Here is a 14,315-nt window from a genome sequence, read left to right as displayed (position 1 = left end):
CGCGTGTTTCCACACGGCACTTGCTCGTTTAGTCGCCAATGTCTACATGTCTGTCAACAACGAATTGGAGACGACGATGTTTGCGCTGTTTCAAACCATTGATTTGGCTTTGAATATTTACACTTGGATCCTGATTGGCAGTGCCATTTTTTCCTGGCTCTATGCCTTCAACGTCATCAATTCCAGCAATCAGTTCGTCAATTCGGTCGGCACATTCCTCTATAATGTCACCGAACCGGTGCTGAAGCCGATCCGCCGCTTTTTGCCGAACCTTGGCGGCATCGACATTTCGCCGATCATCCTGCTGCTGATCATCTTCTTCCTGCGCACCTTGCTTTGGACCACGGTTTACCCGCTGGTCGCTTGAGCCGTCCCTGGAGTCTTTTCCACGATCATCTGCGCCTCGCCGTCCGGCTCACACCGAATGGCGGGCGTGACGCGATCGACGGCATCGAGGCCGACGGCGAAGGTGGAGCGCTTCTCAAGGCACGCGTCACATCAGCGCCGGAGAAAGGCAAGGCCAACAAGGCCCTGATCCTTCTGGTCGCCGACGCCCTGCGCATTCCCAAATCCAGCATCAGCCTCGTCGCCGGCCAGACCGCGCGTAAAAAAATCCTCCGGATCGAGGGCGACCCGGAGGATTTGGCAAAAAAGCTCGAAACGCTTTTAGGCTGAATTATCAGCCCTTGTTCTTCTTGGCGCGCTCGACGGCTTCAAGGATGAGTTCGCCGGCTTCCTTGGAATCGCCCCAGCCATAGATCTTCACCCACTTGCCGGGCTCCAGATCTTTGTAGTGTTCGAAGAAATGCTCGATCTGCTTCAGCGTGATCTCGGGAAGATCGGTGTGGTTCTTCACCTTTTCATAGCGCAGCGTCAGCTTCGGCGACGGCACGGCGATGATCTTCTCGTCCTTGCCGGAATTGTCTTCCATCTTCAGGACGCCGATCGGGCGCACGTTGATGACGCAGCCCGGAACCAGCGGGCGGGTGCTGGCGATCAGCACGTCGATCGGGTCGCCGTCTTCCGACAGCGTGTGCGGCACGAAACCATAATTGCCCGGGTAGGTCATCGGCGTATAGAGGAAACGATCGACGACCAGCGTGCCGGCTTCCTTGTCCATCTCATACTTGATGGGATGGCCACCGACCGGAACCTCGACGATAACGTTGACGTCCTCAGGTGGATTATTACCGATTGAAATGGCGTCGATGCGCATAGGAAACTCCCGCGAGGTTAAATTGCTCGCAGCCAGATAATCAGTTTCATGTGGCAACGCAACATTTGAGATCACCAATGCGTGACAGCACCGGCGCAAAATACTCAAACTTTCGAATGGGAAAACAGGCCGTCGCAACCAGCCCGGTCAGTTCCAGATGAAGCCGATCTTCTTCAACTGCCTGTGGTCGAAACTTTCCATGCCTTCGCAGAAATCGACCCCGCCGTGATGACGGTAGAAACGGCCGGCGGTCTCGTTTTCCTCGAGGCACCAGACGACCAGCCCCTTGCAGCCGAGCGACTTCAACAGTCGGCGCGCCTCACCGAACAGCATCCGGCCGAGGCCGATGCCCTGATATTCCGGCCGAAGGTAAAGTTCGTAAATCTCGCCTTCCTGCGGCAGCGCCCGGGCGCGGTTGAGGCCGAGCGTCGCGTAGCCGGCAACGGTTCCGGCGACATCGAGAACCAGCAACGTCGCCGGACCGCGCGTTGCCTTGCGCCACCAGTTTTCACCGCGCCGCTCGATCATCTGCGTCAGTGCGCGATGCGGAATAATGCCTGCGTAAGTATGCTGCCAGGCGAGTCTATGGGTTTCCGATATGGCTCGGGCATCGTTGGGTTCGGCCCGCCGAACATCGATCGACAACGTCTTCATAACGTTCACTCTGGTCCCGCCAAAGGCAATTAACCATATGCGGCCAGCGCATCGTGATCGATTGCCCACAGACTTGATATGTGGACGACAGATAAAATTTAACGCTTTTTTAACGATTGTCACAAGTCGGAATCAGCGCAGCGCACAATAAAAAACCCCGGCACCAAGGCCGGGGTCTCAAACGTTGTTTTTAAAGCTCTTTGTTGATGCATGTCGTTATCCGCGACATGCGACTTCTCACAGAGCCGCTTTGGACTTTTCGAAGCGCTTGCGATCGTTTGCGTCGAGATACATCTTGCGCAGACGAATATTCTTCGGTGTCACTTCCATCAGTTCGTCTTCCTGGATCCAGGAAAGAGCACGATCAAGCGTCATGCGGATCGGCGGCGTCAGCTTGACGGCTTCGTCCTTGCCGGCGGCGCGGATGTTGGTGAGCTGCTTGCCCTTCAGGACATTCACTTCAAGGTCGTTGTCGCGCGTGTGGATGCCAATGATCATGCCGGCATAGACCTTTTCGCCCGGCTCGATGATCATCGGGCCGCGATCTTCCAGGTTGAACATCGCATAGGCGACGGCTTCGCCGGGAGCGTTGGCGAGCAGCACGCCGTTGACGCGGCCACCGATCACACCCTTGTAGGGCTGGTAGTCGTGGAACAGGCGGTTCATGATCGCCGTGCCGCGCGTATCCGTCAGCAGTTCCGACTGGTAGCCGATCAGGCCACGGGTCGGCGCGTAGAAACGCAGGCGAAGACGGTTGCCACCCGACGGACGCAGCTCGACCATTTCGGCCTTGCGCTCGGACATCTTCTGCACGACGACACCGGAATGTTCTTCGTCGACGTCGACGACGACCTCTTCGATCGGCTCCAGAAGCTGGCCGTTTTCATCCTTGTGCATCACGACGCGCGGACGCGACACGGCAAGCTCGAAGCCTTCGCGACGCATGGTTTCGATGAGAACGGCGAGCTGAAGTTCGCCGCGGCCGGATACGTAGAACGAATCCTTGCCTTCGGCCTCTTCGATCTTCAGGGCGACGTTGCCTTCGGCTTCCTTGAGCAGACGGTCGCGGATGACGCGGGAGGTAACCTTGTCGCCTTCGGTGCCCGCCAGCGGGCTATCGTTGACGATGAACGACATGGTGACGGTCGGCGGATCGATCGGCTGCGCCTGCAGCGGCTCGGTGACCGAGGGATCGCAGAAGGTGTCGGCGACCGTGCCCTTGGAAAGGCCGGCGATCGCGACGATATCGCCTTGATGCGCTTCGTCGATGGCCGTGCGCTCGATGCCACGGAAGGCGAGGATCTTGGAAATCCGGCCGGTTTCGATCGTCTTGCCGTCGGCGTGAAGAACCTTCACCGCCTGGTTCGGCTTGATGGAACCGGAATTGATGCGGCCGGTGATGATGCGGCCGAGGAAGGGGTTGGCTTCGAGGATCGTGCCGATCATCGTGAACGGGCCTTCGTGAACGGTCGGCTCCGGGACATGCGCGAGCACCAGGTCGAGCAGAGGTGCGAGACCCTGGTCCTTCGGGCCTTCCGGATTGACGTTCATCCAGCCGTCGCGGCCCGAACCGTAGAGGATCGGGAAGTCGAGCTGCTCGTCGGTCGCGTCGAGATTGGCGAAAAGGTCGAAGACTTCGTTGATGACTTCTTCGTGGCGGCCGTCCGGACGGTCGATCTTGTTGATCGCGACGATCGGGCGAAGGCCGACCTTCAGCGCCTTGCCGACGACGAACTTGGTCTGCGGCATCGGGCCTTCGGACGCATCGACGAGAACGATCGCGCCGTCCACCATCGACAGAATGCGCTCGACTTCACCGCCAAAGTCGGCGTGGCCGGGGGTGTCGACGATGTTGATGCGGACACCCTTCCACTCGACCGAGGTCGCCTTGGCGAGAATGGTGATGCCGCGTTCTTTTTCGAGATCGTTCGAATCCATCACGCGTTCAGCGACACGCTGATTTTCGCGGAACGAGCCGGACTGCTTGAGAAGCTCATCCACCAGGGTCGTCTTGCCATGGTCAACGTGCGCGATGATCGCGATATTGCGAAGTGCCATATGTAAAATCTCTGAGGCTGCGGCGCACGCTCTTGAGGACGCGCCTATTGGTTTGGGGCGTCCATACAGTTTTTTTTGCGTTTGCGAAAGAGGGGAACGCGCAAAAGCTGCGGCATGGCTGTCGCCCTGCCGCATCATGGCGTGTCATCAAATTGTCTTAGGCGTCGCTGCCTGTCAATTCCTCGAAGGTCGAAAGCCCCTTTTTGACCAGCATCGCATGCGGGCTCGGCAGCTTGCCGCGGAAGGCCTTGTAGGCGTCCTCTGGATCGACCGAACCGCCGACGGAATAGATATTCTCCTTGAGCTTGCGCGCCATCTCGCCGTTGAAGGCATCTCCCGTCTCCTCGAAGGCGGCAAACGCGTCGGCATCAAGCACCTCCGACCACATATAGGAGTAATAGCCGGCCGAATAACCGCCGGAGAAGATATGCTGGAAGTGCGGGGTCGCATGGCGCATGACGATCGATTTCGGCATGCCGATCTCGGCCAGCACCTCCGCCTGCACCGCCATCGGATCGGCAACCGCCTCACGCGTGTGAAACGCCATATCGACCAGCGCCGACGAGGTGAACTCGACGGTGTTGAAGCCAGCGTTGAAGGTCCGGGCGGCAAGCACCTTGTCGAGCAGATCCTGCGGCATCGGCTCGCCGGTTTCGATATGCACGGCGTAGCGCTTCAGGATATCGGGCACCGTCAGCCAGTGCTCGTAGAGCTGCGACGGCAGTTCAACGAAATCGCGCGAAACGCCGGTGCCGGCGACGGAAGGGTAGGTGACGTTTGAAAGCATGCCGTGCAGCGCGTGGCCGAATTCGTGGAACAGCGTGCGCGCATCGTCGAGCGACAGCAGTGCCGGCTTGCCCTCGGCCGGCTTGGCGAAATTGCAGACGTTGTAGATGATCGGCAGCTCGCCGTGGCGGCCGTTCTTCAGCTCCAGTCTGTGCTGCGATTGCAACGAGCTCATCCAGGCGCCTGATCGTTTCGAACCGCGGGCAAAATAATCGCCGAGGAAAAGGGCGACCAGCCGGTCTTCGCGATCCCTGATTTCAAACACCCTGACATCCGGGTGATAGGCGGGCACGTCCTTCTTCTCGACGGCGTGGATACCGAACAGCCGGCCGGCCACCTCGAAGCAGGCCTCGATGATCTTCTCGAGCTGCAGATAGGGTTTGAGCTCGGCCTCGGAGAAATCGAACTTTCGCGCCCGGATCTTTTCGGCGTAGTGGCGCCAGTCCCAGGGCATCACCTCGTGGTTTCGCCCTTCCTCGGCAATCAGCGCTGATATATCGGCCTCCTCCTCGCCGGCGCGTTTTACCGCCCGCGCCCAGACGGCCTTGAGCAGGTCGTTCACCGCATCCGCCGTTTTTGCCATCGTGTTGTCGAGCTTCAACTCGGCGAAATTGCCGTAACCAAGCAGCGTTGCCACCTGATGGCGCAGCGCCAGCGTTTCCTTGATGACGGCGCGATTGTCCGTCTCGCCGTCATTTTCGCCGCGTGCCACCCAAGCCTTGAAAGCCTGCTCGCGCAGATCGCGGCGTTCCGAGAAGGTCAGGAACGGTTCGATAATCGAGCGTGACAGCGTCACCGCATATTTGCCCGCTTCACCGCGTTCGCGCGCTGCCGCGGCCATCGCGTCGCGCAGGAATTCCGGCAGCCCGTCGAGTTCCGCTCCGGAAGAAAGCGCGAGTGCCCAGGCCTTCTCGTCGGCGAGCACGTTCTGGCCGAATTGCGTCCCGAGGCCGGCAAGCTTCTCATTGATCGCCGCAAGCTCCTCCTGCTCTGCCTTTTCAAGCTTGGCGCCCGATTTGACGAAACCTTTCCAGTGGCGTTCCAGCACGCGTGTCTGTTCGAGCGTCAGGCCAAGGCTGTCGCGCGTTTCCCAGAGCGTGTCGATGCGCGCGAAAAGCGCTGCGTTCATGCCGATCTTCGAATAGTGGCGCGACATCTTCGGTGAGATCTCCCGCTCCAACGCCTGGATCACATCATTGGTATGAGCGCCCGCCTTGTTCCAGAACAGCGCCGAAACGCGCGACAGCGCGTCGCCGGCGATCTCCAGCGCCACGACCGTATTGTCGAATGTCGGCGCCTCGCCATTGCCGGCGATCTCGTCGATCTCCCCCTCATGGGCGGCAAGCGCCGCGTCGAAGGCGGCGGCGAAATCACCGTCTTCAACGGCATCGAAACGCGGCAGGCCGTGAAGGCCGTCCCAAGTCACCAGCGCCGGATTGAAATCATGTGGAGAAGGCATCGGAGAATTCCTTTTTGGCATGCACGGGGTTCGTCAATATAGGAGAGCCGGCGCAGAATTGGTATGTTGCCGGGAAGGACCTTTTGCCTCGCCTGCAAAATCTGGTGGACAAAAGTTGACGCGCGAAAATTAACCAATCGTTAACGATTGACGCGAATCACGCGCAAGCGCTAGTTTTCCCATGTTTCGCCGTGCACGGGGACATGCGCCATGGAAATTTTTTCTGTGCGGTCTTCTCAGAGTTTGCTTTTTAAAAATAATCCAAATAACGCAAAAAGTTCGAAGACCTCTGATATTGAAATTGAGACCAGAGCTCCCGCCCCGGCCTCGTTTAAGATCGACGACAATAGTGACGAAGGGCCGGATTTCACCGCGGTCAGCCCAGGAGAACTGCGCAATTACGCGCGCCAGAGTTTCGACAGCGGGCTGATCGATCAGAATACCTACGCGGCGATCTCCGAGCCGCTGCCGATGCATGCGATCGATCCGCTCGGCAACGTCATCGATCTCTCCAGCGTCACCGACGGCACCAACTTCAATTTCCTCGATTATTACAAAAATCAGTTGCAGGTCGCCATGTCGATCGGCGAACCGGACGAGGTCCAGACGCTGAAATCGATCGTCAATTTCCTGGATAGTTGAATCAGGCCTTGCGCCAGCCGATAAGGCCGGGTGTTGCATGCCATAATGCCTGGGCGGCAAAGCCCATGAACAGTACGCCCGAACAACGCACGATCAACCGTTCATGCGCCCGATAGAAACGGCGGACCGCGCCCGCGCCGATGACGCCAATCAGGATGATGTCGGCCGTCACGAAACCGACGAACGACACACCGACAAGCAGCGGCAACGCCTCGAAATCAAGCGCTCCGGCCGAGCCCGCAACCAGTGCGGTGAAGGTGGCTAGCGCCACCGGATAACCCTTCGGATTGGTGACGCCGAAGATCAGACCGCGGCGAAACGGCCGCTCGACCACCACCAGCGCCTGCCCCTCGGCTTTCGGCTTGGCATTGACGGCGCTCCAGCCGATCCAGGCGAGATAGAAGCCGCAGGCAAGGCCGAGCAGGTCGAAGACGAAGGTTCCGATCGTCTTTGCCCCGACGATCGCGATCAGCGCCAGCGACGACCATATGATATCCCCGACCAGATGCCCCATCATGAAGAAGGCGCCCGCTTTGCGGCCCTGCCCGGCGCCGATGCCGAGCAGTTGCAGGAAGGCGGGTCCCGGAATGAGCACATAAAAGAGCGCCGCCAGAAAGGCGCCGACGACGAGGGACTGCGTCATGGGGATACTCCGGAGGATGATTGCGGCAGACTAAGCAATGACGGCCGTCCGTCAAGGGAGGTCGAACGGCGATGAAAGGCGGAATCAGGTAGAAACGCCACTGGGGGCGGCTTTCGGCCCGGCGCGGACATTATTCGTTGTCGAAAAATAAGGCTGCTCTGCGCCCCATAATGGTCATCGAGCCCCCCGTCGCTGTTGCTGCAAGCGGACATGACGCAGTGACAACGCGGGTCGCAGTTGCGCCAACAGCCGCCATTCCTCCCCATGCGGGTGATTAGATCACGAATTCCTCCTCGTACCTCTGTGGCTCGGGAACAACCGTAACCTCCACCGGAACGATCCAATTGGCCGCGTAGCTCTCGCAGTCGGAACGCTGGAGGTCGGGCTGCACGCACCCCGCCCCATCGATCGCGCGACATCGCAGTATATATCGCCCCACTTCTTCGGGGGTCCACACATACTCCCACAAGCGCCATGCAAAGGGACGGTCTGTTTCGAGGAGCCTTCCCTCGCGCCAGCCCCTGCCATCTCCGGTGCAGACCTGCACCTGCCGGATAGCAGCCTCTCCGCTCCAGGCGGCTCCGAAAATCCGGTACGGTTGGCCGGCGATGAGATGCGCCCCCTGTACGGGACGCGCGATCTGCGCTTTGACCTCCATCTCCGCAAGGGGGACCAGCCTGGGTTCCCCGAGGCTGCGCTCCCAACGGAAATAGTCGCGCGCCTGCCAGTAGCCAAGGAACGGTTGCTCCACAACCGTGATATGCGTGATCCACTTGACCCAAGCCATGCCGAACCAGCCACCCACGACCGCGCGTAGCGGGTAGCCATGATCCCGCGTCAACGGCTCCTCGTTCATCGAATAGGCAAGGATCGTGCTGTCAGCGATGGCCTTCTCAAGCGGTAAACTGCGCGCAAACGCGATGGGGCCGGGAGAAGCCGTTTTCTTGTTTGTGTCGACGACGCCGCTGTCGGCGCCTGCGAGCAGAACCTCACATGCGGTTTGCTTAACGCCCGCCATTTCCAAAATCTCGCGCAGAAGAACACCTGTCCACGCGGCATTGCCGACGGCTCCGTTCTGCCACTGCAACCCCTCCTTCGGCGGCTCATAGTAGACGCGCCCGTTCCCTGCACACTCGACGACGGCGGTGAAAGTCGTGCTCCGCATCGCCTTGATGCTGTCGAGGTCTAGTTCGATCGGCCGCTCCACCGCCCCGCCAACGCGCAATCTCCAGTCTCGCGCATCGAGGTCCGGCGACGGGAAATGGTTTCGCACGAAGAACTGCTCGGTTGGGATCAGCCAATCGGAGAGCGACGCAAACGGAAACTCGATGTTCGGTGGGGATTTCTGTCGAACTATTGGACTGGGTTGCTGTGGTGTCGGCATCGTCCTCGTCTCCCCTTTCAACAGCACAACGTCGGCTCTCGGTCGCGCGAATTCCGGTACGATCACACCGCCCCTCGCAGTGCGTCTGTCGCATTCCGCCTTCGGGCCAAACATCATGATACAAAACCGCGGCGACGGAGAGAAGCGCGAGGAAGTCGCAGCATCCTAGATATGAAGCATATGGAAGCTACCGCCGCGCATGCGCAAGCTTATTGTCGGCATGCCGCCGCACGACCTTCTTGGCCACTTCTATGCGCAGTACCGCGTTAGGCAGCGGAAGATACGTTGAAGGCGTGGCCGGCCGCTCGATCTTCCGACTGACCTAGCTGCGGGGCGCGCCGCACGGAAGCAATAGAGCGCGGCAATAGACCAGACATCGTCATGCCTGCGGCGTCGCTCGCCTTCGCCTGTTCAGGTGTGGGACTGCAGTTGGCGTATCTCCCGTTCGGGCATGGGAAGAGGATTCACGTTCGTGATCTTCAGCCGAATCCGTCCGGCTTCGGAACGACCGCTGTCGACGACCCATTCAGGCGGCCCCAAATCGGACACTTACTCAAGCCGAGTTAATGCCCGCAATTGGTCATCTTAGACGCTCTAAGGAGATTAGTGGCACTTGCGAAAAAGCCCGCGCGGTGCAGAACCGGCGGGCTCATATCGAATTCGAAGGCGAACCGTGATTACTTCACAAGGTTGCGCTTGGCGAGCGTGCGCAGGCGCAGCGCATTGAGCTTGATGAAGCCGGCTGCGTCCTTCTGGTCGTAGGCGCCCTGATCGTCCTCGAAGGTGACGAGCTTGTCGGAATAAAGCGACTTTTCGCTTTCGCGGCCGATGACCATGACATTGCCCTTGTAGAGCTTCAGCGTCACTTCGCCCTCGACATGCTCCTGGCTCTTGTCGATCAGCGCCTGCAGCATCTCGCGCTCCGGCGAGAACCAGAAGCCGTAATAGATCAGCTCGGCGTAGCGCGGCATGATCTCGTCCTTGAGGTGGGCGGCACCGCGGTCGAGCGTGATCGATTCGATGGCCCGGTGCGCCGTAAGCAGGATCGTGCCGCCTGGCGTTTCGTAGATGCCGCGCGACTTCATGCCGACATAGCGGTTCTCGACGAGGTCGAGACGGCCGATGCCGTTGTCGCGGCCGTAATTGTTGAGCGCCGCCAAAAGTGTCGCCGGGCTCATGCGCACACCATTGATCGAAACCGCGTCACCCTTTTCAAAACCGACTTTGATCACCGTTGCCTTGTCGGGTGCAGCCTCGGGCGAAATGGTGCGCATATGCACATATTCCGGCGCTTCCTGGGCGGGGTCTTCGAGAACCTTGCCCTCGGAAGAGGAATGCAGAAGGTTGGCGTCGACGGAGAACGGCGCCTCGCCCTTCTTGTCCTTGGCGACCGGGATCTGATGCTGCTCGGCGAAGGCGAGCAGGTCGGTGCGGCTCTTGAACGCCCAGTCGCGCCACGGTGCGATGATCTTGATGTCGGGGTTCAAAGCATAGGCGGACAATTCGAACCGGACCTGGTCGTTGCCCTTGCCGGTCGCCCCATGGGCGATCGCATCCGCACCCGTCTTGCGGGCGATATCGATCAGATGCTTGGAAATCAACGGCCGGGCAATCGAGGTGCCGAGCAGGTAGACGCCTTCATAGACGGCATTGGCGCGGAACATCGGGAAGACGAAATCGCGCACGAATTCCTCGCGCACATCCTCGATATAGATCTCCTTGATGCCGAGCATCTCGGCCTTCTTGCGCGCCGGCTCCAGCTCTTCGCCCTGGCCGAGATCGGCGGTGAAAGTGACGACTTCGGCGCCGAGTTCCGTCTGCAGCCACTTCAGGATGATCGAGGTGTCGAGGCCGCCGGAATAGGCGAGCACGACTTTCTTCACGTCTTTATATGATGCCATGATGATGAGGTCCGTTGCATAAAGGCCGGCGAAAACCCGGTGTCGCGGCACTTTTAGCGAGATTGGCGCCTGACGCAAGGGCAAGTGCGACGCCCATGCGCCGATAGCGTTTGACAGCGCCAAAGCGGAGCCCATATTCGCCAGCGTCCGAACTATGCTCGAGGAGAGGCAACCCCCGTGACGAATATTCAAGACATTTTCAAGAAGTCCAATGTTGCCGTCATCACCGGCGGCGCCTCCGGCATCGGCCTGGCGGCAGCGAAATATTTCGCCGGGCGCGGTATGAGCGTCGTCATCGCCGATCTCGGCGGCGATCGGCTGGCCGAGGCCGCCGACGAACTCAAGGCCATTGTCGGCGAGGAAAATGTGATGGCGGTCGAAACCGACGTCGCATCCAAGGACTCGCTCGAGGCGCTCGAACGCGCCGTGCTCCAGCGTTTCGGCCGCGTGCATGTGCTGATGAACAATGCCGGCATCGGCCCGGAAACTTCGATCTTCAGCCCGCAGGCCAACTGGGACAATATCTTCGCCGTCAATCTGATGGGCGTCGTCAACGGCACGCGCACCTTCGGCCCGAAGATGCTGTCGCATGGCGAGCCAGGCCTGATCATCAACACCGGCTCGAAGCAGGGCATCACCACGCCCCCCGGCAACCCCGCTTACAACATTTCCAAGGCTGGGGTGAAGGTCTTCACCGAAGCGCTCGAACACGAGCTTCGCAACGTCGACGGCGGAAATATTTTCGCCCATCTTCTCATCCCCGGCTTCGTCTTCACCGGTTTGACCCAAGGCAGCCATGTCGAAAAACCGGCCGCCGCCTGGACACCGGAGCAGACCATCGACTTCATGGTCGAGAGCCTTGAGCGCGGCGACTTCTATATCCTCTGCCCCGACAATGACGTAGCCCGCGCAGTCGATGAGCGCCGCATGCTCTGGGCGGCCGGCGACATCGTCGAGAACCGCCCGCCACTGTCGCGCTGGCACAAGGACTACGGCGACAAGTTCAAGGCCTTCCTCGAACAGAAGTAATCGGTACCATTCCAAGGTTTGATTGGTAATTTTCTGAAAGCCGGATAGGAAATCGTCCGATCTTCCCGGCTTTCAGAGTGTGCCATGGATTTCCTGCCCAGCCTGTCGACCCTTCTCGCCTTTGCCGCCGCGACGCTGCTGCTCGCGGCGACCCCAGGCCCCGACATGACGCTGTCGATCAGCCGTTCGCTGTCCCAGGGCAAGAAGGCGGCTCTTTTCGTCGTCGTCGGAACCAGTCTCGGCATCGTCGTTCACACCATGCTGGTCGCCTTCGGCATTTCGGCGCTGATCACCGCCTCGCCGACCGCCTTCCTGATCCTGAAGACCGGCGGTGCCGCCTATCTGCTCTGGCTGGCGGTGCAGGCGATCCGCTTCGGCTCGAAGCTTACCGTCGCCAAGGTCGAAGCGCAGAAGGGCACGGTGTTTTCGAACATCTCCTCGGGTTTCTGGGTCAATCTTCTGAACCCCAAGGTCATCATCTTCTTCATGACCTTCCTGCCGCAATTCGTCAGCGCCGGCGATCCCGCCGTGACGCAGAAGCTGCTTTTCCTCGGGTTTTGCTTCATCCTGATCGGCATGCCGGTCAATGCCAGCGTCGTCTTTGCCGCCGACTGGCTGGCCTCCTGGCTGCAGACCAACAAGAAGGTGCTGCGCGGCATGGACTACACCTTTGCCGGCGTCTTCTCGATCTTCGCCGCGAAGATACTGCTCACCCAGGCAAGATGATCAGCCATCCCGCGGTCGGCCTAGCCGATCAGCAAAGCATCGTCGTCGAGCGTCTGGCCGCGCATCTTGCGGAACATCGCGATCAGGTCCTCGACCTGCAGGTTCTTTCTGCTGTCGCCCGCGACATCGAGAACAATCTCGCCGCCATGCAGCATGATCGTGCGGTGGCCGTAATCCAGCGCCTGGCGCATCGAGTGCGTCACCATCATCGTCGTCAGCTTGCGCTCGGCAACGATCTTCTGGGTGAGGCCCATCACGAATTCCGCCATGCCGGGATCGAGCGCTGCCGTATGTTCGTCGAGCAGCAGCACTTCCGAGCCGGCAAGCGTCGCCATGACCAGCGAAACGGCCTGGCGCTGCCCACCGGAGAGCAGATCCATGCGGTCCTTCAGCCGGTTTTCCAGCCCGAGATTGAGTTCGGCGATCCGCTCCCGAAAATAGTCGCGCCGGCTGCCACCGAGGGCCGATGCAAGTCCGCGTTTCTTACCCCGACTGGCAGCCAGAGCAAGATTTTCCTCGATCGACAGCGCGCCGCAGCTTCCCGTCAACGGATCCTGGAACACACGCGCAACCAGACCGGCGCGGGATGCCGTCGATTTGCGCGTCACCTCATTCTTGCCGATCAGCACCTGCCCCTCACTCGGCAGGACGTCGCCGGCGAGCACGCCGAGCAAGGTCGATTTGCCGGCCCCGTTGGAGCCGATGACAGTCACGAAGGAGCCTTGCTCGATGGTCAGGCTGACGCCGTTCAGTGCCTGCTTCTGCAGCGGCGTGCCGCGCCCGAAAACAACCTTGATGTCCTTGACGCTGATCACGATGCGGCACCTCCGCGAAGACGGGGCAGGATGAGCGCCACGGTCACCAGCACCGCCGTTACGAAATTGAGGTCGGATGCCTGCAGGCCGATGACGTCGCTGGACAGCGCCAACTGGATCGCGATGCGATAGAGGATCGAGCCGAGCACGCAGCCGATCAACGCGATCAGCAGCCCGCGGCGCCCGAGCAGCGTCTCGCCGATGATGACGGCGGCAAGGCCGACGACGATCGTGCCAACGCCCGAGGTGACGTCGGCAAAGCCGTTCGTCTGAGCAAACAACGCGCCGCCGAGTGCCACCAGCGCGTTGGAAATCGCCATGCCGAGATAGATCTGCCGGCTGGTATCGACGCCCTGCGCCCGCGCCATCCGCGCATTCGCGCCGGTCGCCCGCATCGCCAGCCCGGCATCGCTTTCCAGGAAACGCCAGACCAGGATGAGCGCGAAGATCACGAGAACGCCGACGAACAGCGGCCGCACGTAGAAATCGCGAAGGCCATGGCCGAAGAATGGGCTGATCATCGTGTCGGCATTGATGAGGGCGACATTGGGTTTGCCCATCACGCGCAGATTGACGGAAAACAGCGCGATCATCGTCAGGATCGAGGCCAGCAGGTTGAGGATCTTGAAGCGCACGTTGAGCAGCGCCGTCACCATGCCCGCGCCAGCCCCGGCCGCCATCGCGACCAGAGCCGCAAGCCAGGCATTGAGACCGGCAATGATCAGCACCGCGGTCACCGCCGCGCCAAGCGGAAACGAGCCGTCGACCGTCAGATCGGGAAAGTCGAGGACACGGAAGGCGAGATAAACGCCGAGAGCGACGAAGGAATAGACCAAGCCGAGCTCGACGGCTCCCCAGAATGCGATTTGGCTCAAGGCTTTTGGCCCCTTTTCTTCCGTTTCCGTTCCGCATGCGTGCGTGCGTGCGAAACATTCAGGCTTCCAATAGCATCAGCCACTCTCGTGTGGAACGAGAGCGGCTGTAATACTCGATCGGTGGCAG

Annotated in this window: 14 protein-coding genes; 5 read left to right on the top strand and 9 right to left on the bottom strand. The window is 60.3% G+C overall.

Annotation, left to right across the window (positions count from 1 at the left end; translation table 11 throughout):
- Positions 1-46 precede the first annotated feature (46 nt).
- Entirely contained in the window at positions 47-367 is a 321-nt protein-coding gene (locus RCCGE510_RS18720) for a YggT family protein (RefSeq protein ID WP_052029490.1), read from the top strand.
- Positions 364-675, top strand: coding sequence for a DUF167 domain-containing protein (locus RCCGE510_RS18715; protein ID WP_007632502.1), 312 nt, complete (start codon positions 364-366; stop codon positions 673-675). The genes RCCGE510_RS18720 and RCCGE510_RS18715 overlap by 4 nt, the downstream gene beginning before the upstream one ends.
- Positions 676-679: 4 nt before the next feature.
- Here the strand turns inward: RCCGE510_RS18715 and ppa are convergent, their stop codons facing one another.
- The 4 genes from ppa to RCCGE510_RS18695 all read right to left on the bottom strand — a co-directional run bounded on the left by ppa (position 680) and on the right by RCCGE510_RS18695 (position 6,173).
- Positions 680-1,216, bottom strand: coding sequence for an inorganic diphosphatase (ppa, locus tag RCCGE510_RS18710; RefSeq protein WP_007632500.1), 537 nt, complete (start codon positions 1,214-1,216; stop codon positions 680-682).
- Positions 1,217-1,363: 147 nt separating this feature from the next.
- The gene (locus RCCGE510_RS18705; protein WP_007632498.1) at positions 1,364-1,870 is read right to left on the bottom strand and encodes a GNAT family N-acetyltransferase; all 507 of its coding nucleotides are present in this window, start codon (positions 1,868-1,870) and stop codon (positions 1,364-1,366) included.
- A 237-nt stretch (positions 1,871-2,107) separates the two neighbouring features.
- On the bottom strand, positions 2,108-3,928 hold the full coding sequence (typA, locus tag RCCGE510_RS18700; RefSeq protein ID WP_007632497.1) for a translational GTPase TypA: 1,821 nt from the start codon (positions 3,926-3,928) through the stop codon (positions 2,108-2,110).
- Positions 3,929-4,085: 157 nt separating this feature from the next.
- Positions 4,086-6,173: a M3 family metallopeptidase gene (locus RCCGE510_RS18695; RefSeq protein WP_007632495.1), complete on the bottom strand. Its 2,088-nt coding sequence runs from the start codon at positions 6,171-6,173 to the stop codon at positions 4,086-4,088.
- A 210-nt stretch (positions 6,174-6,383) separates the two neighbouring features.
- On the opposite strand from RCCGE510_RS18695, the gene RCCGE510_RS18690 reads away from it, so the two are divergent.
- Complete coding sequence (locus tag RCCGE510_RS18690) at positions 6,384-6,815, top strand: hypothetical protein (RefSeq protein ID WP_007632493.1); 432 nt, start codon at positions 6,384-6,386, stop codon at positions 6,813-6,815.
- Between the two features lies 1 nt (position 6,816).
- On the opposite strand, the gene RCCGE510_RS18685 is transcribed toward RCCGE510_RS18690, so the two are convergent.
- The 3 genes from RCCGE510_RS18685 to RCCGE510_RS18675 all read right to left on the bottom strand — a co-directional run bounded on the left by RCCGE510_RS18685 (position 6,817) and on the right by RCCGE510_RS18675 (position 10,743).
- On the bottom strand, positions 6,817-7,458 hold the full coding sequence (locus RCCGE510_RS18685; RefSeq protein ID WP_007632491.1) for a LysE family translocator: 642 nt from the start codon (positions 7,456-7,458) through the stop codon (positions 6,817-6,819).
- 274 nt (positions 7,459-7,732) lie between these two features.
- Entirely contained in the window at positions 7,733-8,842 is a 1,110-nt protein-coding gene (locus RCCGE510_RS18680) for a sulfite oxidase (protein ID WP_007632489.1), read from the bottom strand.
- Between the two features lie 677 nt (positions 8,843-9,519).
- Positions 9,520-10,743, bottom strand: a complete 1,224-nt coding sequence (locus RCCGE510_RS18675) for an argininosuccinate synthase (RefSeq protein ID WP_007632487.1) — start codon at positions 10,741-10,743, stop codon at positions 9,520-9,522.
- 177 nt (positions 10,744-10,920) lie between these two features.
- Here RCCGE510_RS18675 and RCCGE510_RS18670 point away from each other — a divergent pair, with 177 nt between their 5' ends.
- Both RCCGE510_RS18670 and RCCGE510_RS18665 read left to right on the top strand, forming a co-directional pair.
- Positions 10,921-11,772: an SDR family NAD(P)-dependent oxidoreductase gene (locus RCCGE510_RS18670; RefSeq protein WP_007632483.1), complete on the top strand. Its 852-nt coding sequence runs from the start codon at positions 10,921-10,923 to the stop codon at positions 11,770-11,772.
- 84 nt (positions 11,773-11,856) lie between these two features.
- Positions 11,857-12,498 carry a LysE family translocator gene (locus RCCGE510_RS18665; RefSeq protein WP_007632481.1) on the top strand — a complete coding sequence of 214 codons (642 nt, stop codon included), beginning with the start codon at positions 11,857-11,859 and terminating at the stop codon, positions 12,496-12,498.
- Between the two features lie 20 nt (positions 12,499-12,518).
- Here RCCGE510_RS18665 and RCCGE510_RS18660 read toward each other — a convergent pair whose 3' ends face one another.
- Both RCCGE510_RS18660 and RCCGE510_RS18655 read right to left on the bottom strand, forming a co-directional pair.
- Positions 12,519-13,313 (bottom strand): ABC transporter ATP-binding protein, encoded by a 795-nt coding sequence (locus RCCGE510_RS18660; RefSeq protein WP_007632479.1) that lies wholly within the window; start codon positions 13,311-13,313, stop codon positions 12,519-12,521.
- The gene (locus RCCGE510_RS18655; protein WP_007632477.1) at positions 13,310-14,188 is read right to left on the bottom strand and encodes an ABC transporter permease; all 879 of its coding nucleotides are present in this window, start codon (positions 14,186-14,188) and stop codon (positions 13,310-13,312) included. The genes RCCGE510_RS18660 and RCCGE510_RS18655 overlap by 4 nt, the downstream gene beginning before the upstream one ends.
- Between the last annotated feature and the right edge of the window lie 127 nt (positions 14,189-14,315).

Origin of the sequence: Rhizobium sp. CCGE 510 (genome assembly GCF_000292525.1) — a bacterium.
Classification (GTDB): Bacteria; Pseudomonadota; Alphaproteobacteria; order Rhizobiales; family Rhizobiaceae; genus Rhizobium.
Note: the sequence above shows the minus strand (reverse complement) of the source record. Positions and strands in the feature narration are given on the sequence as shown.

Bases quoted from the DNA above. Each gene is read 5' to 3' on its own strand.
- RCCGE510_RS18720 (WP_052029490.1), top strand. From the start codon at position 47: ATGTCTGTCAACAACGAATTGGAGACGACGATGTTTGCGCTGTTTCAA.
- ppa (WP_007632500.1), bottom strand. From the start codon at position 1,216: ATGCGCATCGACGCCATTTCAATCGGTAATAATCCACCTGAGGACGTC.
- RCCGE510_RS18705 (WP_007632498.1), bottom strand. From the start codon at position 1,870: ATGAAGACGTTGTCGATCGATGTTCGGCGGGCCGAACCCAACGATGCC.
- typA (WP_007632497.1), bottom strand. From the start codon at position 3,928: ATGGCACTTCGCAATATCGCGATCATCGCGCACGTTGACCATGGCAAG.
- RCCGE510_RS18695 (WP_007632495.1), bottom strand. From the start codon at position 6,173: ATGCCTTCTCCACATGATTTCAATCCGGCGCTGGTGACTTGGGACGGC.
- RCCGE510_RS18690 (WP_007632493.1), top strand. From the start codon at position 6,384: ATGGAAATTTTTTCTGTGCGGTCTTCTCAGAGTTTGCTTTTTAAAAAT.
- RCCGE510_RS18685 (WP_007632491.1), bottom strand. From the start codon at position 7,458: ATGACGCAGTCCCTCGTCGTCGGCGCCTTTCTGGCGGCGCTCTTTTAT.
- RCCGE510_RS18680 (WP_007632489.1), bottom strand. From the start codon at position 8,842: ATGCCGACACCACAGCAACCCAGTCCAATAGTTCGACAGAAATCCCCA.
- RCCGE510_RS18675 (WP_007632487.1), bottom strand. From the start codon at position 10,743: ATGGCATCATATAAAGACGTGAAGAAAGTCGTGCTCGCCTATTCCGGC.
- RCCGE510_RS18665 (WP_007632481.1), top strand. From the start codon at position 11,857: ATGGATTTCCTGCCCAGCCTGTCGACCCTTCTCGCCTTTGCCGCCGCG.